Raw genomic sequence first — 22,061 nt, forward strand, 5'->3', positions numbered from 1 at the left:
CTACCGTCTGTTCCATGCAGCGCACGTATTTCTGGTTTAGCAGGCCGGCCCCGGGTGGGTCAGCCAGCGACGCCATGCGCTGAGACCCCACCCCACGAGCCGGATGCAGACCGGCTCGAAGCGTGCGTGGAGCTCTCCGAGGGCCGGTCTGAGAATCGAAAAGGATTTCTCATGACTACAGCTGTCACCCCTACCGATACGTCGTTGGACGATCAGCGCACCATCAGCATCAGCCCGCTGGTGGCGCCGTCGTTGCTGCGACGTGAGCACGCCGCGGACGACGCGGTGTCGTCGACGGTTCGTCGCGGCCGCGCCGGTGTGGTCGACATCCTGAACGGCGCGGACGACCGTCTCATCGTGGTGGTCGGGCCGTGCTCGGTGCACGACACCGAGGCCGCGATGGAGTACGCACGCACACTCGCCGAGAAGGCGTCCGAGCTGGGCGATCGGTTGCACATCGTCATGCGCGTGTACTTCGAGAAGCCGCGTACGACGCTGGGCTGGAAGGGCCTGATCAACGATCCGCACCTCGACGGCTCGTTCGACATCAATTCCGGTCTGCGCGTGGGGCGTCAGCTGCTGGTGGACATTTCCGCTCTCGGACTGCCGGTCGGGTGCGAATTCCTCGACCCGATCACGCCGCAGTACATCGCGGACCTGGTCAGCTACGGTGCCATCGGTGCTCGCACCGCAGCCAGCCAGGTGCATCGCCAGCTGTGCAGCGCTCTGTCGATGCCCGTCGGGATCAAGAATTCGACGGAAGGCGACATCCAGGTCGCGGTCGACGGTACCCGTGCTGCCGCCTCGAGCCATGTGTTCCCCGGTACCGATCTGGACGGCCAGGCCGCGTTGATTCGCACCACCGGCAACCCGGACTGCCACGTCATCCTGCGCGGCGGCACCGACGGACCGAACTACGACGCAGAATCCGTCGCCGACACGGTCGCGCGTCTGCGGAAGTCGTCGCTACCCGAGCGCGTCGTCATCGACGCCAGTCACGGCAACAGCCGCAAGGACCACAACAAGCAGGTCGACGTGGTCACCGACGTTGCCCGACGCCTCGGCGAGGGTGAGCACGGCATCGTCGGTGTCATGCTCGAGAGCTTCCTCGTCGCAGGCCGTCAGGATCTGACGCTCGGACGCAAGGAGGACCTGACCTACGGCCAGTCCATCACCGACGCGTGCCTCGATTGGGACACCACTGCAGCACAACTCGATGTGTTGGCTGCCGCCGTCGAGACTCGCCGCGGTTAGCGGACACCGCGCGGCCGGAACTGCACGCTGATGCGTGGTCCGGTCGCGCGGGTGCTCTTGGGGACGGCGTGCTCCCAGGTGCGCTGACACGAGCCGCCCATGACGATCAGATCGCCATGTCCCAGTGTGAATTTCAGTGATGTGCCGCCTCCACGGGGGCGCAGCATCAGTTGCCTGGTGGCGCCGAGCGAGACGATGGCGACCATCGTGTCCTCGGTGGCGCTGCGGCCGATGTTGTCGCCGTGCCACGCCACACTGTCGGATCCGTCTCTGTAATAACACAATCCGGCCGTCGCGAACGTCTCGCCCAGTTCCCGGCCGTAGTGTGCGTCGAGTGCGTTCTTGGCTTCGTCCAACGCCGGATCCGGCCACGGCTCGGATTCCGAATAGAACCGGACCAGGCGAGGCACGTCGACCACGCGGTCGTACATCCGACGCCGCTCCGACCGCCAGTCCACCGCGTCGACGAGGCGGTCGAACAGATCGATCGAGCCTGCCCATCCCGGCCTCACGTCCACCCATGCGCCGTTCGACAGTGCCCGCCTGCTCACGGTCGATCCGAGAGGACCGAACCGCTCCTCGTCGTCGGTGAACAGCGAGCCCTGAAGTTCCACGCTCATCACGCCAGCGTAGCTGCATTCGAACGTATGTTCCACTCATATCAAGGGGTGGCTGTTACGAGGTTAGGCGACCCTTCCCAGCGTGCTACTTTAGTGAACCTAAACCAACTCTCGGAGGGTTCTGTCGATGTACATAGGGTCGCCGACGCGTCGTATCACCGCGTTCCTCGTTGCTGCTTCGATGGCAACGGCGCTGGTCGGATGCAGTACCGACTCCGGTGACTCTGCGGCCGACACCGAGACGTCCGCAGCGACCGGGTCGGCCGCGGCGGCGGGTTCGTTTCCTGTCACCATCGACTCCGCTCTCGGAAGCGCCACCATCGACTCGGCCCCGACTCGCGTTGCCACCTGGGGTTGGTCCAACCAGGATGCTCTCCTGGCCTTGGGCGTGGTGCCGGTCGCAATGCCGGCATTCGTCGGTGAAAGCTACGGCGCCGACGCCGAGGGCGTGCTGCCGTGGGATCGAACCGCTCTCGGTGAACTCGGCGCCGCGACTCCCACATTGTTGGCTGGAGACGGCACCGGCCAAGCCCCGATCGAACAGTTCGCCCTGGCCGAACCCGACCTGATCTTCGCGCCCTACTCCGGCATGAGCCAGGCCGAGTTCGACGCGCTGTCCGAGGTCGCGCCCGTCGTCGCGTATCCGGAGCGACAGTGGACCGCGTCGTGGCAAGAGCAGGTGACGATTGCAGGCGAGGCCCTGGGCAAGCAGGACGAAGCGGCCGCGGTCGTCGCGGATACGGAGAAGAACATCGCGGAGGTCGCGGCGAAATACCCCGCGCTGAAGGACAAGTCGATCACGGTCGCCCTGCCGAACGAGCCCGGTGTGTTCTCGGTGAGCAAGGACGACGACGTGCGCGTGGAGTTCCTCGAGCAACTCGGTCTGGTCAACGAGGAGTCGATTCAGCAGTCCGATCCCACCGACGACGCCGAGGCCGTGTACTTCGACCTCAGTTACGAGAAGGCGTCGGCGATCGCATCGGACGTCCTCTTCGTCGTCGCGTACGACAAGCCGTCCCTGGCCGCGTTCCTGGCGGAACCGGTCATCGCCGAGCTTCCCGTCGTCGCCGATGGACGAACCGCTTCGACCGAAAGCTTCTCGGTGGAAAAGAACTTCGCGTTCGGTGGACTCACCGTGCTGACCATTCCCGTCGTCCTGGACGATATTGCGTCTGCGTTGAACGCTGCTGCGGAGAACGTCGACTGACCGACGTATGCGTGTCGGTGCATCGGCCTATCGTGTGCACATGGGATACGAATTTCAGGTCACGGTGGACAGTGGGAAACCTCATGAGCAGGCGAAATGGTGGGCATCCGCGCTCGGGTGGGTCGTCGAACCCACCGATGGTGCGTTCATCGAGGGCCTGATCGCGGCGGGTCACGCCAGGCAGGAGGACACCGTGGTGTTCGAGGGCGACCTGGTCTGGAAGATCGGCGCGGCGATCTTCGATCCGGACACTCCTGGAACCCCGCGTGTTCTCTTCCAACTCGTGCCCGAGCCGAAGACGGTCAAGAACCGTCTTCACTTCGACATCAGGGTCGGCGACGAACGCGAGGCCATCGCCCAGAAGCTGGTCGACGCCGGGGCCTCGGTCTCGCACCGCGGTCAGGTCGGTCCGAGCACGTGGATCACCATGACCGATCCCGAGGGAAACGAGTTCTGCGTGTCCTGACCGGGACGGGGTGTCAGCGGTAGGCACCGGGGGTCTGTCCTGTCCAGCGCTTGAAGGCTCGGCGGAATGCGGACGGTTCGGAAAAGCCCAGTCTGTTGGAGATGTCGTCCACCGAGTCGCCGCGGCTCAGACCGGAGACGGCGGCGTCTCGTAGGACTTCCTCACGAATCTGGTTGACGGACGTGCCTTCTTGTCGCAGGAGTCGACGTAGATGGGCGGTGCTGACGGACAACATGTCCGCGATGTCGTCGGTGCCGGGTGCTTGACCCTGCAGGCCGAGTTCGAGTGCACGTCGGACTTGGGCGGATGCAGTGCTGTCGTAGTCGCGGGCCGTGAACAGGAGGTTGGGGGATTCGCGGAGATACTCGGCGAGAGTGTCCTCCGTTTGCACGATGGGTGCTCGCATCGCGGAGTTGTCGAACTCCAGAGCGGCTACGTCCGCTCCGAAAGTGACTCTCGTACCGAACATTCGGTCGTAGAGCTTCCCCGTGGACGGATCGTCGAGGTCGTAGGGGAGTTCGACGGAATGCAGTTTGACTCGTCCTCCGATGAGCCATGCAGCGAAGCGGTGCACCAGAACCATCCGGAAGTCGGTGAGCAATCTGCCGGCAGCAGCCCTCGCATGCTCGGGTAGGTGGCTGTTGTCGGCGGGCGGGATGGTCAGCCGCGTCGCCCCGTCGTCGCCGGTGATCAGCATCGGGGGCATTCCCGACAGAACACGGGTCGTCTCGGACATGCGGTTGAGTGCGGCGGAAAGGTCGGGACAGTGGATCAGCGTCAGACAGATGACCCGAAAACTTCCGCGCCGCATCGGCGTCGACGCAAGTCCGAACAGTTCGTCACCGGTGACCTGCCATGCCGCCTGGGTGAACAGGGTGACCTGCTCGGCGGTCAGCCGGTTGCTCGGATCGTGCAGCGAAGACCGGTCGATTCCGGCGATGGTCATGGGGTAGGACAGGTCGACGCCACCGCTCTCGGCGAGCACGACAGCCTTGGCGATGAACTCGGCAGGAATCGTACGGGCACTCATGGGATCACAGCGTGAGTAGCCTGGAGGCGGCGTCGGCGAGCACGTCGTCCTTCTTGCAGAAAGCGAACCGTACGAGCGTCGTCCAGTTGCTCGGGCCGGAGGCGGGCGTCGGATCGTCGACGAAGGCGCTGACCGGAACGGCCGCGACTCCGATTCTCTCCGGCAGGGTTCGGCAGAACTGCAGGGCGTCGACTCCGCCCACCGACGAGATGTCCGCGCACACGAAATAGGTTCCGTCGCTTGCCTTCACGTCGAGACCGGCGTCGGCGAGCGCGGAGGACAGTACATCTCGTTTGGCCTGCAGGGACGTACGTAGATTCTCCACCCACGCGTCCTCGTGATTCAACGCATGCGCGACGGCAGGCTGGAACGGAGTTCCGCCGACGAAGGTCATGAACTGTTTGGCCGCGCGTACTGCATCGATGAGCTCACGTGGTCCCAAGGCCCAGCCGGTTTTCCAGCCGGTGGCGTTGAAGGTCTTTGCGGCACTGGACACGGTGACCGTGCGCTGGAACATTCCAGGGAGAGACGCGAGTGATACGTGGGTGGATCTCGCCGATCGACCGGACGAGTCGGGGGAGTCGAAGGTCAGTCGTTCGTAGACCTCGTCGGTCAGGACCAGAAGGTCGTGCTCACAGGCGATGTCGGCGATTCGCGTCAGCTCGGCGTGTGTGAGCACGGTCCCGGTGGGGTTGTGCGGTGTGTTGACCACGAGGAGTTTCGTGTTCGGGCCGATCGCTGCGGCCAGGGCATCGGTGTCGAGCGCGAATCCGTTGCCGTCCGGGACCAGCGAGACGGCCTTGCGTCGTGCCCCGGCCAGTGCGATGGCAGCTGCGTAGGAGTCGTAGTACGGCTCGATGAGCAGAACCTCTTCGCCGGGTTCGACCAGTCCGAGAATGGTGGCTGCGATGCCTTCGGTGGCGCCGACGGTGATCAGCACTTCCGTTGCCGGGTCGTACTCGATGCCCAGACGGCGCTGTCTGTCCGCGACGACGGCGTCGCGCAGAACGGGCAACCCCGGCCCGGGTGAGTATTGGTTGAAGCCGTCGGCGATGGCGCCCCTCGCGGCGTCGAGCATCGACGCGGGTCCGTCGGTGTCGGGGAAACCCTGGCCGAGGTTGACGGCACCGGTGGACACGGCGAGCGCCGTCATTTCGGCGAAGATGGTGGATCCGAACGGGCGTAGGCGCTCGACGGTTCGGCTCTGATACTCCGCGGACATTCCTGCAGCGTAGCTGGTGTCACATTTCGGGCATCGTGGTCGTCCGTCATCGGCGGTGTCGGTCGAGGAGTGTGATTCCTACTGGATCGGTAGGATTCCGGTCATGCGATTCGGACTCTTCATTCCTCAAGGCTGGCGACTCGACCTGGTCGGTATCGATCCTGCGGCGCAGTGGGACGTGATGCGGAACCTCGCATCCGCCGCCGACGCCGGACCGTGGGAATCATTGTGGGTGTACGACCATTTCCATACCGTCCCCGAGCCGACGGACGAGGCGACGCACGAGGCCTGGACTCTGATGTCCGCGTTCGCGGCGACGACGTCGCGCATCCGTCTGGGGCAGATGTGCACGTCGATGGCGTACCGCAATCCCGCGTATCTGGCGAAAGTTGCGGCGACGGTGGATCTGATCTCGGCCGGCCGCGTCGAAATGGGTATCGGTGCCGGCTGGTACGAGCACGAGTGGCGGGCATACGGATACGGCTTCCCTCCCGCCGGGCAGCGTCTTGGCGCACTCGAGGAGGGTGTGCAGATCTTCAAGCAGGCCTGGGAAACCGGTGAGGCGACGCTCGACGGCAAGTACTTCCAGGTCGATGGCGCTCGGGTGTGGCCCAAGCCGGTCCAGGAAGGCGGCATCCCTCTGTGGATCGCCGGCGGCGGCGAGAAGGTCACGCTGAAGATCGCGGCGAAGTACGCCGACTACACCAACTTCGACGGCACCCCGGAGGGATTCACGCGTAAGTCGGAGTTGCTGAAGGGGCACTGCGACGCGGTCGGACGCGATTTCGACTCGATCGTGCGCTCGTCCAACTACAACGTCGCGATCGGGACCACGGAAGCAGAAGTGAAGGACAGGCTGGACCGGCTTCAGGCGCGTCTGACGCAGTACGTGGGGGCCGAGAAGGCGGACGCGGCGCTCGACGCGTTCCGTGGTCTTCCCGGTGTCGGCACGCCGGAGCAGATCGTCGAGAATTTGACGGCGCTGAAGGAGAAGGGGCTCGCGTACGGCATCTTCTATTTCCCGGAAGCCGCCTACGACCGTTCCGGCATCGAACTGTTCGAGCGCGAGGTCATTCCGGCCCTGTCGTGATCGGTGGTGCGCTACCGCAGTTCGTCGGGCAAGTCGTGCGGATCCACCAGGAGTTGCTGGTTGTCGGATTGACGGACCTTGGGGGACAGACCGATGTTGGCGACCAGCAGAGCCCATTCCGCTTCGCTGATCTCCGCGGTAGCGCGCTCGACCACCGATGCGTCCGTGGTGCCCCAGGCGATGGGCATCGGGGCGACCATCTGCCAGGTGTCGCTGATCGCGTTCTTGCTTCGATCCGACAGGACCGAGATCGACGGAACCAGTTCCCCTTCGACCAGTTCGTGGCCGGGCAGCGATCGGATGCTGCGTGTGACGAGGGCGTAGTGCGACGCGTCCGCGTCGGGCTTGGCGATGTCGATCAGCGCCAGCAGGGTGACGCCGCGTGCACGCGTCTCCGCGATGACGGCGGGCACCAGCCCGCCTTCGGCATAGAGGTCCTCGACGGTGCCGACCTTGCGCGGCGCCCAGACGGTCACCCACAGCGACGTCGCCGCCGTGATCAGGAACACCGCGCCCAGAATGTAGGACCACGGGTGCGCCAACCAGAAGAACCACGCGGCGGCGGCGATCAGCACGACCGCGGTGACGACGGCGGAGACACGGAGCCGCCGGACGTCGCCCATGGTCTCGTTCACCGAGTTGGCGTGGGCAACGTCTACGGGAAAATCGAATCGGCGCACCTGCCCATTATTAGCACGCCGGCAGCTCAGATCGCAGGCCCCAGCATGTCGTCGGCGTCGGTGATGCGATAGGCGTATCCCTGCTCGGCGAGGAATCGTTGCCTGTGCGCAGCATATTCGGCGTCGAGGGTGTCCCGGGACACGACGGAGTAGAAATGCGCCTGTCCGCCATCGTGTTTCGGCCGAAGGAGGCGTCCGAGGCGCTGTGCTTCCTCCTGACGTGATCCGAAGGTTCCTGAAACCTGCACGGCCACAGATGCTTCCGGGAGGTCGATGGAGAAGTTCGCGACCTTGCTGACCACCAGGGTCTGAATCTCGCCCTTGCGGAACGCGTCGAAGAGGATTTCTCGTTCCTTGTTCTTGGTCGACCCCTGGATGACCGGGGCGTTCAGTGCCTCACCCAATTCGTCGAGCTGATCGAGGTACGCCCCGATCACCAACGTCGGCGCGTCCTCGTGCTTCGCCAGAATGGATTTCACCACGGCGATCTTGGTGTGCGCCGTCGAGCACAGTTTGTATCGCTCCTCCGGTTCCGACACCGCGTACGCCATGCGTTCGGCATCGGTCAGCGTGACGCGAACCTCGATGCATTCGGCGGGCGCGATCCAGCCCTGCGCCTCGATGTCCTTCCACGGAGCGTCGTATCGCTTGGGGCCGATGAGCGAGAACACGTCGCCCTCGCGGCCGTCCTCACGGACCAGGGTCGCGGTCAGGCCGAGGCGACGCCGCGACTGCAGATCGGCCGTCATGCGGAACACCGGCGCCGGAAGCAGGTGGACCTCGTCGTAGATGACCAGACCCCAGTCGCGCGAGTCGAACAGCTCGAGGTGCTTGTACTCGCCCTTGGTGCGACGAGTGATGACCTGGTAGGTGGCGATGGTCACAGGGCGAATTTCCTTGCGCTCGCCCGAGTACTCACCGATCTCTTCCTCGGTGAGCGAGGTACGCGCGATCAACTCGCGCTTCCACTGGCGGCCCGCGACGGTGTTGGTGACGAGAATCAGCGTCGTGGCCTTGGCCTTGGCCATCGCGGCGGCACCGACCATTGTCTTGCCGGCGCCACAGGGGAGGACGACGACGCCCGAGCCGCCGGCCCAGAACGAATCCGCGGCCATCTCCTGGTAGTCGCGCAGCGACCAATGGCCGCCCTCCTGATCCAGATCGATCGGGTGCGCTTCGCCGTCGACGTACCCGGCGAGGTCTTCCGCGGGCCAGCCGATCTTCAGCAGCATCTGCTTGAGATGCCCGCGCTCGCTCGGGTGAACGATGACCGTGTCCTCGTCGACCTTGGCGCCGAGCATCGGCGCAATCTTCTTGTGCCGCATGACCTCGGTGAGGACGGCACGGTCCAGGCTGATGAGCGAGAGTCCGTGGACCGGGCTCTTCACCAGCTGAAGGCGTCCGTACCGTGCCATCGTGTCGACGATGTCCACCAGCAACGGTTGAGGCACGGCGTAGCGCGAGTAGTTGACGAGTGCGTCGACGACCTGCTCCGCATCGTGGCCGGCCGCACGCGCGTTCCACAGTGCGAGCGGGGTGATGCGATAGGTGTGCACATGCTCGGGCGCTCGTTCGAGCTCCGCGAACGGAGCGATGGCGCCGCGCGCTTCACCGGCTTGCGGGTGGTCGATTTCCAGCAGCAGAGTCTTGTCGGACTGGACGATCAAAGGCCCATCGGTCACGTGTTCCTCCTACAGAACTCTTCGGCGCAACGCGCCTGATGCGCATCGAAAATGCGCAACTGTTCCATTGTCCACATAACGTGCCGTCCGCGCATGTGAGCGGAACTGCATTGCCGCTCACGTCAGTCGACGAGAGCCACCGAGGTGATGCGATGCAGGGTGAAGCGACGTACTTCACCGGTCGCGGGATCGAATGCCTCGAGCAGACCACCGCCCATCGCGACCGGATCGACGACGCGTCTCGACGCGGTGCCCTGGGCGTCGACGTAGCCGATTGTGACGCTTCGCCGCACCTGCAGTGCGGTCTGGAGCAGGGCGAGCGTCGCGGTTCCGGTTGCGCGGGTGCCGTCGGAACGCACGGTGTGACCGCTCGCCCGGGAGGCGCGTTCGCCCGCTCGCAGTTCGGTGACGAGCCGGGCGAGTTGCTCGTCGGTGGGTACGGCCGGGCTGCGGAACTGGGCTCGGGTTCTGCGGACCGGGACCCGCGCACCGCGGCTGCGGAGGTCGACGATGGCGCCGTTGGAATCCTCGCCTGCGGGTGCAAGCCCCGCCGCGGTGAGGACGTTCATGACTTCGGCCAGGGGCGCTTGCGAGATGGCGACCGTCGGAGCGAGCGCGCGGAGCGCCAGTTGTTCGCTCGCCGGGGAGGCCAGAACCTCGGCGAGCAGAGCCGGATCTTCGCACCGGACGAACGACGAGGCCACACCGGCCCGGAGTCGTCCGTGGCGCCGGGCGACGTCGTCGATCAGGTAGCTCAGTCCCTGCGGAACCGGGGTACGGGAGTGTGTGGTGAACAGACTGTGCAACTCGGCCGCGCTCATGCCCACGTCGAGAGCTCGGCGCAGACTGTCCTCGGTGATCCGGTACATCGTCGCCGCGCCTGCCGACTCGACGTCGGCCACGAGCTCGATCCGGTCGTTCAGATCAGGTTCGAGAGGTCCCGGTGCCACCAGGGTGAGGTCGGCCTGGAGGAGGATGTAGTCGATCGGTTTCGGAAGAACGGACCGCATGGCGGCTTCGGCGTCGCCGCCGTGCAACAACGCTTTGCCCGGTGACGACAGCGCACCGCGGGCGACGATGCCGAGGGTCGTGGCTTCGTCGATCATCTTCTGCGTCGGGCGCATCGCGAACCTGGCCGCTGCCCGTGGACGTCTCCAGCCGAGTCCGCGCGAGACGTCGGCGGGCGTCACCGAGTTTCCGGCGCCCAGATCGGCCAGGTACTCGAGGATCGTACGACGGTCGCGCGGGGCCGCAGGCGAGCGAACTTCCTCGGACAGCGCGGCGACGGGTTTGTCGTTGGAATCGCGCATACCGATGAGCCAGGGGGCACGCTGCAGATCGAGCCACGCCGACGCCAGGGCGTGCCAGCGCGCGGCAGGCGTTGCCGTCGTCCAGGCGTCGACGGCGGAGGTGGGCGCCCAGTAGTCGTCGCCGGAGTCGTTCGACGGAAGGGGATCGGGGGTGCCGCTGGAGATCAAGCCCGCGGCCGCGAGGAGTTCGACGAGCAGTCCCACCTGGTTCTCGTCGAGACCCGTCGCTTTGGTGATGCGTTTGAGTTCTCGGATGCCGAGACCGCCGGCCTTCAGCGCCGGGGCGGGTGCGACCGCCAAGGACTCGATGATCGCCGCGCAATGCCTGATCAGCTCGAGCGATTCGCCCGCCGCCGCGGCGTCGACGTCGGCTGCCGTGTACTTGGTCGTCGTCGGCTTGGGTGGAGTCAGCGAGGTGGGATCGGAGATCGGCTCGCCGCGCAGCGCCTGACCCACCTGATGCGGAAGCTCGACCGTCTGCTCGTCCAGCCACGTCAGCAGCCCGGCGCGCAGCAGCTTCTGGACCGGACGGTCCGGCGACGTGCCCGGCGCGGCATCGCGGGTCCGACCGACGGGAGAAGACCTCGCGAGAGTGTCGAGCAGGCCACGTTCGCTCGATTCGATACCGGCGAGCGCTTCGGTGACGCGCTCGGGCGTGAGTGAGTCGTCTGCGTCCAGGATGCGGCCGATTCGCCACGGCACGGCGTCCGGTGCCGCGGGAGCCATCCGAAGGGTTCGAGTGCCCCAGACCAGAGCGCGTTCCCGCAGCGCCGTCAGCGCACGATCGACGGCTTTGGCGGTGGCGCGCTTGTCGATCACGTCGTCGAGACGCGCACGAGTCACCGGCAGATCACCCGCACCCTCGATCGAGAGAAGCTCGAGAATCGTCAGCGCGAGGGTGTCGAGTGAGTCGGCGCTACGGAGAATCGACGCGCGCTGCTCGGCGCGGCCGGCGAGAACACCGATGGTCGACGGCGGTGGCACCGTCAGGTCCGGACGCAGCGTGAGAAAGCCGACGAGTTCGGAATCGGAGCGGGACTCCAGCCACGTGGCGAGGTCCGGTGGCGCTGCTTTATCGGTCATCACGTATCAGATTAGTGACCTGGGCTGGTGTATGCCGCAGCGCAGGTGTCAAAATGGGCGCATGGTGAACAAGTCGAAGAAGCCCTATGTCGATCCAGGCTGGCCGGACACCGCACGCGGTGACCATGCGGTGACAGAATTGTCGTCCACGCGCTCGGGAGGCTTGTCGCCGTACGGCGAGGAGACCGAGTTCCCGCTGCCCGTGGAGGAACTGCCCTACGCGCACCCTGTGACCGTCGTCAACCGCTGACACAGCCGATACGAACAGACGAGAAAGGCCCCCGAGACCACGGTCTCGGGGGCCTTTCTCGTACCGGCGATGTGCCTTACTGAGGCAGGAACGCCTTGTTGGCCTGGTAGAACTCGACCAGCTGCGGGTCGAGCTGAATGCCCTGCGTCGCGTCCTTGATGATCGAGGCGATCTGCGGGTCGTTGGTGAAGGTCTGCACGGCGCTCGTGATGCCGTCGATGACCTCGGCAGAGCCGTCGACCGTCGGGATGGACGTCAGGTCGGGGAGCTTGGGTGCTTCGGGAGCGGACTTCGGCGAGGCAGGCACGCTGCGCTCGGACGGTGCGCTGCTGAGGCCGAGGCTCGAGGAGCAGGAGGGCCATGCGCCCCAGCCCTGCGATGCGAGAACCTTCTCGGCGACTGCGATCTGCTCTTCGCGGCTGGCCTGGTTCGCGGTGGCTGCGTACTGCTGGCCGCCGTGCGAGTTCCAGGTGCTCGGGGAGAACTGCAGACCACCCTGGAAACCGTTGCCGGTGTTGATGCCCCAGTTGCCGCCTGCTTCGCACTGAGCGAGACGGTCCCAATCGGAGTCAGGAGCTGCGTTGGCGGTACCGGTGAAGGCGATGCCTGCGGTGCCCATGATGGCGCCGGTGACGGCGACCTTGGCGACGGTGCGGCCGGTGGTGGTCGGCTTGCGATGACGTCCGCTCATACTTTTCTTCGAATCCTCTCCACAGGCGCCTGCGAGGTCAGCTGTCGGGTTCGGGCTGAGAGGTAGCCCGGCCCGGCGTGTCCAGCAGTGAGATCACTGCAGGATCGACGGGCTTCACCCCAAGGAATGTTCCGCGTGAGCGGAGCGTTCCGGTTATCCGAGAGGACGTGTGGGTCCCCCGTCCTCGTCCCCTGGGTGTTCTTGGTGGGGGTCCGTTTCCGCGGGACGAGGTTTGGCGCTGCGGGAACGGATTCGGCCGAAGTTTCTCAGCCGCCACTGACCGTACTGAAGTTCCCGTGGAGTGTCACCATTTGGTAACTGTTGCTTTTTCGAGCCGCAACGCGGCGTGCTCGTGTCCGATTTTCGGTAACGAACGAATCTGCAGCTAGAGGCGTCGGCACCGCGACGACGTCCGTCCGTTGCCCTTCCGTTACCACCCTGTTATGTGATGGAAGTCACACCCATCCGGATTGGGGCGGAAGGGGCAGAAGTGATCACGCGTCGACGATGTCCTTGCCGAGCGGCATCAGGGAGATCGGAATCATCTTCAGGTTCGCGATCGCAAGCGGGATCCCGATGATGGTGATGGCCATCGCGACGGCAGTCGCGATGTGCCCGATGGCGAGCCAGACACCGGCGACGATCAACCAGATCACGTTGCCGATCACCGATGCGACCCCCGACGTCGGACGTTCGACGACCGTCTTTCCGAACGGCCACAGTGCGTAGACGCCGATTCGGAAGGACGCGATTCCGAACGGAATCGTGACGATGAGGATGCAGCAGATGATTCCCGCTGCGAAATATCCGAGGGCGAGCCACAGCCCGCCGAAGATCAGCCAGATGATGTTAAGTATCGGACGCATGGTCGGTACTCCCGTCTATCGTGCTCGTCGGCCGGAAAACAGTGCGAACACCAGCGCCAGCACGAAGCCGAGCGGTGCGGCGATCATCGCGGTCAGGTACAGCCACAGCGGCGGCTCGTTTCCGCCCACCGCCGGAACCAGAAAGATCGCCGCGATGGCAACCAGTCCGGCAACGAAAAGAACGAGTGCTACGCGCAGCAGAGCCGAGCTGCCTCGGGGTCGTCGATCGGTCACATCTCCAGACGGTAGTCGCTCGCCGGACGTCGGCTCACCCGACGGAGAAACCCAGGTGCTTGCACCGGCCCACTCGCGGTAGACTGTCGTATTCGCGTCTCGCCGATCGTGCGGGGCGCGAAATTTTGTGCCAGCAACAACAATCGAGACAAATGGACGGGTGAGCGCAGTGCCTACCGGCAAGGTGAAGTGGTACGACGTCGACAAGGGATTCGGCTTTCTCTCTCAGGAGGAAGGTGAGGACGTCTATGTTCGCTCGTCTGCGCTCCCTGCAGGTGTCGACGGCCTCAAGGCCGGTCAGCGCGTGGAATTCGGCATGGCCGCAGGCCGCCGCGGACCGCAGGCGCTCAGTCTCAAGGTCCTCGAACCGGCTCCGACCGTGCGTCAGAACACTCAGGGTCGGCGTGAGCATGTCGAGCGCAAGCACACCCCGGACCAGCTGCACGGCATGGTCGAGGACATGATCACGTTGCTCGAGGCCACCATTCAGCCGGAGCTGCGCAAGGGCAAGTACCCGGACCGCAAGACCGCTCAGAAGATCTCCGAGGTCGTCCGCGCCGTCGCGCGTGAGCTCGACAGCTGATCAGTCGGTCTTGGTCGCGATCGACCAGATCGCGTGGCTGATGATCTCCTCCTGCTGAGTGTCGGCGTCGATGACGCCCGACGGCAGTCGGATTTCGACGCCCAGTAGCTCCCTGCCCTCGTCGTCGAGGGGCTGGACCGTCATGCCCAGCTTCTCGTCGGGCAGGTAGAGGGTGTCCGACTCGACGGCGCCGTCGCCGTCCGCGTAGACCGCGGCGAGGATCCAGGGCGCCGACGTGATCTCACCGGGCAACGACAGCTGCAACGGGTGGCCCTCGCTCACCGGAACGGTGGCGCTGGTGCCGTCGGTGTCGCACAGCGGCTCGTTCACGGGGCAGTAGAGGTACGGCTCGACGACGACGGTTCTACCGTCGGCGAATGCGGTGACGGTCGGCCGATGCGACGGTGCATCCTTGACGAGCAACGCGAGAACCGCGACGAACGCAACTGCGACGACTACGAGGCCGACGGTGCCGATGGCCAGTATCTTCTTGGTCTTCGGTGCGAAATTCACTGTGCTCACGTTCTGTTCGTGCTGGTCGCGGCGGACGGATGTCCGACGGCGTCGGGGATTTCCTGGTCGGCGTGATCGGGTCGGTTGCCCCCGAATCCGGGGAGCAGCGACTTCCCACGGTAGGTGAGGAAGGTTTGGACCAGACCGATCGTAAGCACCACCGACACGACGGTGAAACCGAGCCAGAACTCGGTGGGCAGCAGTACGCCCATGGTTCCGCCCATCACCCAGCAGAGCTGGAGCACGGTCTCGGATCGGCCGAATCCGGAGGCAATGGATTCCGGTGGCAGGTCCGACTGCAGTGATGCATCCAGCGAGACCTTGGCCAGTGCGCTCGCCGCGGATGCGATCAGCGCTGCGAGCGCGGCGGTCAGCAGACTGCCGGTGATCGCTGCGACGATCGCGCCGACGGTGACCGCGGTGGTGCACCGGAGGACGACGATGGCGGGCCTGCCCAGCTTGATCCGAGCGCCTGCCGCGTTGCCGGCGAAGTTGCCGATCGCGGCAGCGGCGCCGACGAGCCCCAGCATCGCAGCCTGCTTGATCGGCTCGTGTTCGGTCTGAGCTTTCGCGACGAAGGCCACGTAGAGCGTCAGAAACCCGGTCAGGATTCGGATGGTTCCGTTACCCCAGAGCCCGATGATCACAGCTTTGCCCAGCGGCTGGCGTCGCGCCTTCGCGGGCGTCGCCGACGGTGTTTCCCCGGCTCGGCCGCGACGGATCACTTCCGTCTGGGCGTCGTCGCCGTGGTAGCTCAGGGTTGCGGGGACTTCGCCTTCGGTGACCTCCACCCACGAGGGGATGCGCATGCTCAGGTATGCACCGAACACCGTGACGGCGGCGACGAACCAGAGCGCACCAGGGGAGCCTGCGACGAACGCGATTCCGGCGGCGATTCCGCCCGCGACGATGGTGCCGCCGATGAGGCCGAACACCGTGAGCCGTGAGTTGACCCTCACGAGGTCTATCTCGGGTGGAAGTACGCGGGGCGTCACCGCGGATTTGAGTACCGCGAAGGATTTGCTGAGCACCAACATTCCCAGTGCAGCCGGATACAGGACCCAGCTGTCGAAGTTGAACACCAGCACCACCGCCAGCACCGTCCGCAGACCGAACGAGGTGGCGAGCGCGATGCGACGGCCGTGCTGCAACCTGTCCAGCATCGGTCCGATCAGCGGCGCGATGACGGCGAACGGTGCGATCGTGATGACGAGGTAGAGCGCGACCTTCAGCTTGTCCTCGCCGGTTGCGGCAGAGAAGAACAACGTGTTGGCCAGGGCGACGGCGATGGCAGCGTCGGACGCGAAGTTGGCCATGGTCGCGTAGGTCAGTGCCGTCAGGCCGGACTTGTCGGCGCCGTCGGCTTTTGCTGCGCGCTGGAACGTCGCGATGCCCTTGCCCGTCAGTTCTCGGCTGCGCATCGCGGCGACCCGGGTGACCGTCAGCTTCCGCGGAATCGGGGGAGCTTTCGGCCCTTGCGGTTTCCGGTCCTGCGGCCGATCGGCCTGAGGCTGGGGATTCGGTGGGTGCAGAGGAGGCAGCGGGGTACGCCGGTTCGCGGCGCGGGGGGCCGGCCGGTAATTGTCGAACCCTGGGTGGTCCTCACCCGCGGGGGCGTCGGAATCACGGGGATCGGTCACGGATCAATTCTGCACTGAAAGTCGGATGGGCGAGTACACCGACTCACGTGAACTCCACCTCGTACATCGTCGGCCACAATTTTCCGGTCACGAGGAACCGGTCGGTGCCCGGTATCTGTGCGATGCCGTTGAGGACGTCGGCTCCGGCCCGTTCCTCGTCGGTCATGGCGTCCCACAGCGGCCGAGCGTCGATCATCGCCGTGACGGCGCCGGTCTGCGGATCGATCCGCGCGATGTCGAACGTCTTCCACACGTTCGCGTACACGGATCCGTCCTCGGCGCACTCGAGCTCGTTGAGGTTCGACAGCGGGTTCCCGTCCCGGGCGACCGATACCTCGCCGGTGGCGTCGAACGTCGCCGGATCGCGGAACGTCAGCGTCGACGAACCGTCACTCATGATCAGCCGCGACGAACCGTCCGTCGGCGCTTCGCACAGTCCCCACCCTTCACCGTCGTAGTCGACGCGGGCGCGTTCGGCCAGTGTCTGCGGGTCGCGGGCGAACGCGACACCGTCCTGCCAGGTGATCTGCCAGGCCGTGCTGTCGGTAACGGTGATGCCTTCACCGAAGTAGGAGGAGGACAGGTCGACCTGCCGAAGGATGTCGCCTGTGTCGAGGTCGCTCACGCGGACGTAGGACGTTCCGTTGCGGCCCGTGCTCTCGTACAGCACTCCGTCGGAGATCTCGAGCCCCTGGGTGAACGACGTCCGGTCGTGGGGCAGTGTGCGAACAACGGTGACGGACAGCGCGTCGGCCGATGTCTCCGGCGATTCCGGTTCCGTCTCGGTGCATCCGGTCATCAGTCCCGCGGCGGTGAGCAAACCCATCGCGGCAGCCGCTGTGGTCTTCACCCCGGAACGAAACGGCGCAGGCATCGCCCCATCATGGCAGCCCGAACTGGGCGCATCCGAAGTGATGCGGCAAAATGAATGTGTGAGTTTCACATCGTCTCCTGAGCTCGACCAGATTCGTCCCGTTCTCGCCGACGCCGCGGAGTTGGCTCGTGCGGCGCTGATCGATTCGGCCGAAGGCGGCGTCGGAGAATATCTCGGCGTCACCGCCGAGGATCGCTCGGCGGCCACCCACCGCTTCCGTGCCGAATTGCAGGGCTACCGCGGATGGCAGTGGGCGGTGGTCGTCGCCGCGCCCGAGGACGCCGACGTCGCGACCATCAGTGAAATCGTGTTGCTCCCGGGCCCCGATGCTCTCGTTGCGCCCGCGTGGTTGCCGTGGGACGAGCGGATCCGTCCGGGCGACCTCGGACCGGGTGATCTACTCCCGCCCCGGCACCAGGATCCGCGTCTGGTTCCCGGGTACGTGGCGACCGGTGACCCCGCTGTCGACGACGTCGCTCTCGAACTGGGTCTGGGTCGCACCCAGGTTCCGAGCCGGGAGGAGAGGCTCGACGCAGCCGAACGGTGGCACGACGGTGACTTCGGCCCGGGCAGCGAGATGGCGAAGGCCGCTCCGTCGACCTGCGGGCTCTGCGGATTCTTCCTGCCGATCGCGGGGTCGTTGTCGGCTGCCTTCGGAGTGTGCGGCAACGAGTACTCCGCCGACGGGCGAGTGGTGCACGTCGAGTACGGCTGTGGTGCGCACTCCGACACCGAGCTGCCGACCGGCGCCGGGTCCCCACAGTTCGACCCGTACGACGACGCGGCTCTCGAGGTCGTCGCCACACCACCCGCACCGGAGGCCGCCGAGCCTGAGGCCGCCACGCCTGAGGCCGCCACGCCTGAGGCCGCCACGCCTGAGGCCGCCACGACTGAGGTCGCCGCGCCCGAGGCCGAGTCGGAGGCTATCGCCGACGCCGCCGAGCAGGACGATCGATCGACCGATTGAGCGATCCATTCGACACCGAATCGCTGCGCGCGGCGGTTCTGTCCGCGTGGACGTCGTCGCCGACCCGATTGCGGGAGGACTCTGCCACCGAGAGTGATCTGGTGCGCGGTGGTTATCGCGAACGGCTGCTGACCGAGCTGGCGCAGAACGCCGCCGACGCTGCCGCACGCGGCGGGGTGCCCGGTTCGCTCCGCGCGTGGTCGGATGGGGAGTTCCTGCACGTCGCGAACACCGGCGCTCCGCTCGATCGAAGTGGGGTGCACGCTCTGACGGCGTTGCGGGTGTCCGCGAAAACCGAGGGTGTCGGCCGGTTCGGTGTCGGTTTCACCGCGGTGCGCGCAGTCAGTGACGAGATCGAATTCCGTTCCGCTGCAGGCGGAGTGGTCTTCAGCGCCGATCGGACGATGCAGGCGCTGGCGGACGCCGGGGTGGTGCCGCCGGCGACCGGTGTTCCGGTTCTGCGACTGGCGTGGCCGAGTTCGGTCCCGCCCGCCGACGGGTTCGACTCCGAAATCGTGTTGCGGGTGCGAGACGCCGACGAGATCCTCGCTTCGATGCGCGAGGACGCGGCGTCGCTGTTGCTGGAACTGGAAGCTCTGACGGTCATCGACATCGCGGGCGACCGGCTCGAACGCGCCGTCACCGACGTCGGCGTCGGGGTGGAAGCCGTCGACGTGGACGGGCGCCGGTGGTGGCAGTATCGCACCGAGCGTGTGCGGTGGCTGATGCCGACCGTCGACGGCCGGCCGGTACCCGATTCCGCGAATGTTCTTCGCGCGCCCACGCGGTCGGACGAGGAGTTGTCGCTACCGGCGATACCGATCGCCGACGTGGCCATGCAACCCGATCGCCGACGGGTACTGCCCGGTGCCGATGTGGCCGGGCTTGCCGCCGGATACGGCCGGATGCTGGCGGCCCTGCCTCCCTCGGTGCGGCCTGTGTTCGTCCCGGTGCCCGGGTTCGCGCGCAGTGCCGTGGACGAGGTCCTGCGGGAGTCGATTCTGCGTGAGGCATCCTCCACTGCATGGCTTCTCGGAGTCGGAGGGGTGGATCTGGTTCCGTCCCGCGCTATGGTTCTGCCCGGGCTGACGGACGAGTTGGCGGAGGTGATGGCCGAGACGTTCCCGGACCTGGTTGCGCCGTCGATGTCCGGTCCACGACACGCAGCGGCGTTGGCGGCGGTCGACGTTCGTCGCATCGGTTTGGCACGTCTCGCCGAGATGCTCACCGGTGTGGACCGCGAACCGGCATGGTGGGGTCGCTTGTACGACGGGCTCGCGGCTCTCGTCGTCGACGGCGTTGCATCGGAAGAGCTTGCTGCACTTCCTGTTCCACTCGCGGACGGCCGTACGGTGACGGGGCCGCGGACGACGGTGCTCGCCGACGGCGTCAGCGGTGCGATCGGGGTGCACTGGACTCGGTTGGTTCACCCCGATGCCGCTCGTCCACTGTTGACGAGGCTGGGCGCGGCACAGTTGTCCGCCGCGGAGATGCTGTCCGATCCTGCGCTGGAAGCTCTTCTGGACGAACTGGACTGGGACGACGGTGATGCCGTCGACGAGCTGACCGACGCCGTACTCACTCTTGCCGCGAACGCCGACGGTCTGCCCGGGTGGCTCGGATCGATTCCGCTGGCCAGTTCCACCGGCGAACTGCGTGCGGCGGACGAATTGTTGCTGCCCGACGCACCGTTGGCGGCCGTCTTGGCCGAGGACTCGCCGTTCGGTACGGTCGATCCCGCCGTCGTACGTTCACACGGACCGGATGCGCTACGCGCTGTGGGTGTCGGCTGGGGATTCGGGGTCGTCACCGACGACCTGCCGACCGAGCCGGATCACGATCTCGACGACGAGGCCGAGTGGTGGGCGTCGCTGGCCGATGACCCGGAGACGCTCGTCGCGGTCCGCGACCTGGATCTCGTGGACTCCGATGCCTGGCCGGAAGCGCTGTCACAGCTGTTGGCGGATCCGAGAACGCGTGCCGCGCTGCAGGATCGGGACGGATACACCGCGTGGTGGTTGCGGCGTCACGCCGTCGTCGACGGCACGTCGGTCGGAACCTACCGTGCGCCGTCGGACACGACGTTCGACGGACTGCTCGACGTGTTCGAGCACCCGAGTGCGGACGATCTCGCAGCTGCGCTGGCGCCGACCCACTGCGACAGCGCCTGGTTCACCCGGCTGCTGATCGACCGTCTCGCCGATCCCTCGCGCACACCGACTCCTGCGGTGATCGCGACAACTCATACAGCGATCGCCGACGCAGTGGCGTCCGGGCGCGTCGAGGAGGACGACCTGGACCTGCCACCGCAGGTTCGATCCGTGTCGGGTGCACTCGTCGACCCGATCGATGCGATGGTGCTCGATCGACCGTGGCTCGCAGCCGTCCTCGACGCCGACGTCACCGTGCTGTCGACACTGGAGTCCGCGTCCGTGCTGGCTTCGGTGCTCGATGTGCGCCTCGCCTCGGACGCTGTCCAGGGTGATGTCCGAGGCGTGGGACGGGTGAGTTCCTTCGATCGTGAGCCATCGGCGGTGTTGGCCTGCGCGGCACTGGGACTCGACTTACCCGCGGGGCGGGTCGTCGTGCACCACGAATTGATCGTTCGACTTCGCGGAGCTGTGGCGGGGGACCGAACCCTCGCTTGGTGGGTGGCCGAGGACGGCACCACTCACATCGCCGACAACAGGGAGGCCGAGGGTGGACGCTGACGTCCTTCTGTGGATGGTCGAGCATCGCGTGGCCTGGGTGACGTCACTGTTCTGGGTGATCACGACACTCGGGAACACGGTGTGGATGTTCGTGTGGTCCATCGCGGGATGCTCGGCATTGCTGATGTCCGGCCGGCGGCCCGACGCGATCATGGTCGGCGGTGCCATGCTGACGGGTTGGGGCGCAATGAGTCTGGCCAAGCTGCTGTGGGGGCGTGCCAGGCCACCGGTTCCGGAGCGACTGGTCGAGATCTCGAGCTATTCGTTCCCGTCCGGCCACGCGATGATGTCCGCGATCCTCGCGACGGTGACGATCGCTGTCCTGGTGACGTCACGAACGCCGTGGCTGCACAGGCGCAGTCTGCTGGCGTTGCCCGTCGTCGGCACCCTGGCGATCGGGTTCTCCCGGATCTACCTGGGCGCCCATTGGACGACGGACGTGCTGGCGGGCTGGGTGTTCGGAGCCCTGTGGGGACTGCTGTGGATCGTCGTGGTCCGTGCGATCAGCGACCCGCGTAGTCGGACCGCTGCGCGATGACGAGGAGTTCGTCGCGCATCGAGGGGCTGCTGACTGCGTGTGCGCGTGCGTAGAGGGCGCGAAGCGAGCGGGTGTGGTTACGGCGGGTACGGAACTGCGAAACGAACTTCATGGCCTTGCTTTCGTGGATTACTCGGTTGCTTGAAACTGACATAACCAATACTCCACGTTAAATCTGTGTAACTCAACCGATTCAGAGGTGAGTTTCCGCACGTCAGAGCATGTGTGGCGTGACGACGATTACGTGCGGCGGCACGACGTGACGTGGGTTATGGACGGCGGTCGGTCAGTTCAAGCCGCGCTGCGCGGTCTTTTTGCCGCGCCTCGATGCTGCGCGTTGGACGAGAAACACCACGTAACCGGTTGCTCCGACGCCGATTCCGGCCCAGCAGACGGGCAGCGCCGACGACCACCGTTCGCCGACGAGCAGAACGACCACCGTTGCCGCGATCCACAGAGCGAGACCGGCCGCGAGCACCGGAGCCGGATCGGTCAGCCTGGGGCTGAGCTCGTTCGGTTCCGACTCGGGGTCCACGAAATGTAGGTTACC

The 22,061-nt window shown here is 66.0% G+C and carries 23 protein-coding genes and 1 riboswitch; of the genes, 9 read left to right on the forward strand and 14 right to left on the reverse strand.

The window, feature by feature from the left end; all coding sequences use genetic code 11:
- Positions 1 to 171: 171 nt before the first annotated feature.
- Complete coding sequence (locus tag BH95_RS25925; protein ID WP_033190686.1) at positions 172 to 1,254, forward strand: 3-deoxy-7-phosphoheptulonate synthase; 1,083 nt, start codon at positions 172 to 174, stop codon at positions 1,252 to 1,254.
- On the opposite strand, the gene BH95_RS25930 is transcribed toward BH95_RS25925, so the two are convergent.
- Entirely contained in the window at positions 1,251 to 1,874 is a 624-nt protein-coding gene (locus BH95_RS25930) for an alpha-ketoglutarate-dependent dioxygenase AlkB (RefSeq protein ID WP_019667317.1), read from the reverse strand. The two genes, BH95_RS25925 and BH95_RS25930, sit on opposite strands and share 4 nt — an antisense overlap.
- A 127-nt stretch (positions 1,875 to 2,001) precedes the next feature.
- Here BH95_RS25930 and BH95_RS25935 point away from each other — a divergent pair, with 127 nt between their 5' ends.
- Both BH95_RS25935 and BH95_RS25940 read left to right on the forward strand, forming a co-directional pair.
- Positions 2,002 to 3,081, forward strand: coding sequence for an iron-siderophore ABC transporter substrate-binding protein (locus BH95_RS25935; RefSeq protein ID WP_019667316.1), 1,080 nt, complete (start codon positions 2,002 to 2,004; stop codon positions 3,079 to 3,081).
- A 40-nt stretch (positions 3,082 to 3,121) separates the two neighbouring features.
- A complete protein-coding gene (locus BH95_RS25940) occupies positions 3,122 to 3,547 on the forward strand; it encodes a VOC family protein (RefSeq protein ID WP_026348168.1) in 426 nt (141 codons plus the stop codon).
- Positions 3,548 to 3,560: 13 nt separating this feature from the next.
- On the opposite strand, the gene BH95_RS25945 is transcribed toward BH95_RS25940, so the two are convergent.
- Together BH95_RS25945 and BH95_RS25950 are read right to left on the reverse strand one after the other, a co-directional pair.
- Complete coding sequence (locus tag BH95_RS25945; RefSeq protein ID WP_019667314.1) at positions 3,561 to 4,577, reverse strand: AraC family transcriptional regulator; 1,017 nt, start codon at positions 4,575 to 4,577, stop codon at positions 3,561 to 3,563.
- A gap of 4 nt (positions 4,578 to 4,581) precedes the next feature.
- Positions 4,582 to 5,799, reverse strand: coding sequence for a pyridoxal phosphate-dependent aminotransferase (locus BH95_RS25950; RefSeq protein WP_037165152.1), 1,218 nt, complete (start codon positions 5,797 to 5,799; stop codon positions 4,582 to 4,584).
- 103 nt (positions 5,800 to 5,902) lie between these two features.
- Here BH95_RS25950 and BH95_RS25955 point away from each other — a divergent pair, with 103 nt between their 5' ends.
- Positions 5,903 to 6,889, forward strand: a complete 987-nt coding sequence (locus tag BH95_RS25955) for an LLM class F420-dependent oxidoreductase (RefSeq protein WP_026348167.1) — start codon at positions 5,903 to 5,905, stop codon at positions 6,887 to 6,889.
- An 11-nt stretch (positions 6,890 to 6,900) separates the two neighbouring features.
- Here BH95_RS25955 and BH95_RS25960 read toward each other — a convergent pair whose 3' ends face one another.
- The 3 genes from BH95_RS25960 to BH95_RS25970 all read right to left on the reverse strand — a co-directional run bounded on the left by BH95_RS25960 (position 6,901) and on the right by BH95_RS25970 (position 11,644).
- Positions 6,901 to 7,569, reverse strand: coding sequence for a DUF3239 domain-containing protein (locus tag BH95_RS25960; protein WP_244165143.1), 669 nt, complete (start codon positions 7,567 to 7,569; stop codon positions 6,901 to 6,903).
- A gap of 26 nt (positions 7,570 to 7,595) precedes the next feature.
- Entirely contained in the window at positions 7,596 to 9,251 is a 1,656-nt protein-coding gene (locus tag BH95_RS25965) for a DNA repair helicase XPB (RefSeq protein WP_026348165.1), read from the reverse strand.
- Between the two features lie 122 nt (positions 9,252 to 9,373).
- Positions 9,374 to 11,644, reverse strand: coding sequence for a helicase-associated domain-containing protein (locus tag BH95_RS25970; RefSeq protein WP_037184973.1), 2,271 nt, complete (start codon positions 11,642 to 11,644; stop codon positions 9,374 to 9,376).
- A gap of 61 nt (positions 11,645 to 11,705) precedes the next feature.
- On the opposite strand from BH95_RS25970, the gene BH95_RS25975 reads away from it, so the two are divergent.
- Positions 11,706 to 11,894, forward strand: coding sequence for a hypothetical protein (locus BH95_RS25975; protein WP_019667308.1), 189 nt, complete (start codon positions 11,706 to 11,708; stop codon positions 11,892 to 11,894).
- A 76-nt stretch (positions 11,895 to 11,970) separates the two neighbouring features.
- Here the strand turns inward: BH95_RS25975 and BH95_RS25980 are convergent, their stop codons facing one another.
- The 3 genes from BH95_RS25980 to BH95_RS25995 form a co-directional block, all read right to left on the reverse strand.
- Positions 11,971 to 12,585: a transglycosylase family protein gene (locus BH95_RS25980; RefSeq protein WP_019667307.1), complete on the reverse strand. Its 615-nt coding sequence runs from the start codon at positions 12,583 to 12,585 to the stop codon at positions 11,971 to 11,973.
- 10 nt (positions 12,586 to 12,595) lie between these two features.
- Positions 12,596 to 12,793, reverse strand: a riboswitch (cyclic di-AMP (ydaO/yuaA leader).
- A 286-nt stretch (positions 12,794 to 13,079) separates the two neighbouring features.
- Positions 13,080 to 13,451 carry a YccF domain-containing protein gene (locus BH95_RS25990; protein ID WP_019667305.1) on the reverse strand — a complete coding sequence of 124 codons (372 nt, stop codon included), beginning with the start codon at positions 13,449 to 13,451 and terminating at the stop codon, positions 13,080 to 13,082.
- Positions 13,452 to 13,466: 15 nt separating this feature from the next.
- Complete coding sequence (locus tag BH95_RS25995; RefSeq protein ID WP_019667304.1) at positions 13,467 to 13,685, reverse strand: hypothetical protein; 219 nt, start codon at positions 13,683 to 13,685, stop codon at positions 13,467 to 13,469.
- 169 nt (positions 13,686 to 13,854) lie between these two features.
- Between BH95_RS25995 and BH95_RS26000 the strand changes: the two genes are divergently transcribed.
- Positions 13,855 to 14,268 (forward strand): cold-shock protein, encoded by a 414-nt coding sequence (locus BH95_RS26000; protein ID WP_019667303.1) that lies wholly within the window; start codon positions 13,855 to 13,857, stop codon positions 14,266 to 14,268.
- Here BH95_RS26000 and BH95_RS26005 read toward each other — a convergent pair whose 3' ends face one another.
- The 3 genes from BH95_RS26005 to BH95_RS26015 are packed head-to-tail and all read right to left on the reverse strand — an operon-like array spanning position 14,269 to position 17,295.
- Entirely contained in the window at positions 14,269 to 14,790 is a 522-nt protein-coding gene (locus BH95_RS26005; RefSeq protein ID WP_037165163.1) for a DUF2771 family protein, read from the reverse strand.
- Positions 14,787 to 16,421, reverse strand: coding sequence for an MFS transporter (locus BH95_RS26010; protein ID WP_176458701.1), 1,635 nt, complete (start codon positions 16,419 to 16,421; stop codon positions 14,787 to 14,789). The genes BH95_RS26005 and BH95_RS26010 overlap by 4 nt, the downstream gene beginning before the upstream one ends.
- A gap of 43 nt (positions 16,422 to 16,464) precedes the next feature.
- On the reverse strand, positions 16,465 to 17,295 hold the full coding sequence (locus tag BH95_RS26015) for a glutaminyl-peptide cyclotransferase (protein WP_371828331.1): 831 nt from the start codon (positions 17,293 to 17,295) through the stop codon (positions 16,465 to 16,467).
- A 37-nt stretch (positions 17,296 to 17,332) separates the two neighbouring features.
- Between BH95_RS26015 and BH95_RS26020 the strand changes: the two genes are divergently transcribed.
- From BH95_RS26020 to BH95_RS26030, 3 genes are read left to right on the forward strand one after another with little or no spacing between them, the layout of a single operon-like run.
- Positions 17,333 to 18,262 (forward strand): DUF3027 domain-containing protein, encoded by a 930-nt coding sequence (locus tag BH95_RS26020; RefSeq protein WP_371828344.1) that lies wholly within the window; start codon positions 17,333 to 17,335, stop codon positions 18,260 to 18,262.
- Positions 18,259 to 20,973 (forward strand): sacsin N-terminal ATP-binding-like domain-containing protein, encoded by a 2,715-nt coding sequence (locus BH95_RS26025; RefSeq protein WP_020111517.1) that lies wholly within the window; start codon positions 18,259 to 18,261, stop codon positions 20,971 to 20,973. Before BH95_RS26020 ends, BH95_RS26025 begins: the two co-directional genes overlap by 4 nt.
- Positions 20,963 to 21,511 (forward strand): phosphatase PAP2 family protein, encoded by a 549-nt coding sequence (locus BH95_RS26030; RefSeq protein WP_019667297.1) that lies wholly within the window; start codon positions 20,963 to 20,965, stop codon positions 21,509 to 21,511. The genes BH95_RS26025 and BH95_RS26030 overlap by 11 nt, the downstream gene beginning before the upstream one ends.
- On the opposite strand, the gene BH95_RS29175 is transcribed toward BH95_RS26030, so the two are convergent.
- Both BH95_RS29175 and BH95_RS26035 read right to left on the reverse strand, forming a co-directional pair.
- Positions 21,477 to 21,623, reverse strand: coding sequence for a hypothetical protein (locus BH95_RS29175; RefSeq protein ID WP_167336921.1), 147 nt, complete (start codon positions 21,621 to 21,623; stop codon positions 21,477 to 21,479). The two genes, BH95_RS26030 and BH95_RS29175, sit on opposite strands and share 35 nt — an antisense overlap.
- Before the next feature lie 174 nt (positions 21,624 to 21,797).
- The gene (locus BH95_RS26035; protein WP_019667296.1) at positions 21,798 to 22,046 is read right to left on the reverse strand and encodes a DUF2530 domain-containing protein; all 249 of its coding nucleotides are present in this window, start codon (positions 22,044 to 22,046) and stop codon (positions 21,798 to 21,800) included.
- Between the last annotated feature and the right edge of the window lie 15 nt (positions 22,047 to 22,061).

The organism is Rhodococcoides fascians A44A, assembly GCF_000760735.1.
GTDB classification, from domain to species: Bacteria; Actinomycetota; Actinomycetes; order Mycobacteriales; family Mycobacteriaceae; genus Rhodococcoides; species Rhodococcoides fascians_E.

Bases quoted from the DNA above. Each gene is read 5' to 3' on its own strand.
- BH95_RS25940 (WP_026348168.1), top strand. From the start codon at position 3,122: ATGGGATACGAATTTCAGGTCACGGTGGACAGTGGGAAACCTCATGAG.
- BH95_RS25950 (WP_037165152.1), bottom strand. From the start codon at position 5,799: ATGTCCGCGGAGTATCAGAGCCGAACCGTCGAGCGCCTACGCCCGTTC.
- BH95_RS25990 (WP_019667305.1), bottom strand. From the start codon at position 13,451: ATGCGTCCGATACTTAACATCATCTGGCTGATCTTCGGCGGGCTGTGG.
- BH95_RS25970 (WP_037184973.1), bottom strand. From the start codon at position 11,644: ATGACCGATAAAGCAGCGCCACCGGACCTCGCCACGTGGCTGGAGTCC.
- BH95_RS25930 (WP_019667317.1), bottom strand. From the start codon at position 1,874: ATGAGCGTGGAACTTCAGGGCTCGCTGTTCACCGACGACGAGGAGCGG.
- BH95_RS25925 (WP_033190686.1), top strand. From the start codon at position 172: ATGACTACAGCTGTCACCCCTACCGATACGTCGTTGGACGATCAGCGC.
- BH95_RS25955 (WP_026348167.1), top strand. From the start codon at position 5,903: ATGCGATTCGGACTCTTCATTCCTCAAGGCTGGCGACTCGACCTGGTC.
- BH95_RS25935 (WP_019667316.1), top strand. From the start codon at position 2,002: ATGTACATAGGGTCGCCGACGCGTCGTATCACCGCGTTCCTCGTTGCT.
- BH95_RS25980 (WP_019667307.1), bottom strand. From the start codon at position 12,585: ATGAGCGGACGTCATCGCAAGCCGACCACCACCGGCCGCACCGTCGCC.
- BH95_RS29175 (WP_167336921.1), bottom strand. From the start codon at position 21,623: ATGAAGTTCGTTTCGCAGTTCCGTACCCGCCGTAACCACACCCGCTCG.
- BH95_RS26015 (WP_371828331.1), bottom strand. From the start codon at position 17,295: ATGCCTGCGCCGTTTCGTTCCGGGGTGAAGACCACAGCGGCTGCCGCG.
- BH95_RS25975 (WP_019667308.1), top strand. From the start codon at position 11,706: ATGGTGAACAAGTCGAAGAAGCCCTATGTCGATCCAGGCTGGCCGGAC.
- BH95_RS25945 (WP_019667314.1), bottom strand. From the start codon at position 4,577: ATGAGTGCCCGTACGATTCCTGCCGAGTTCATCGCCAAGGCTGTCGTG.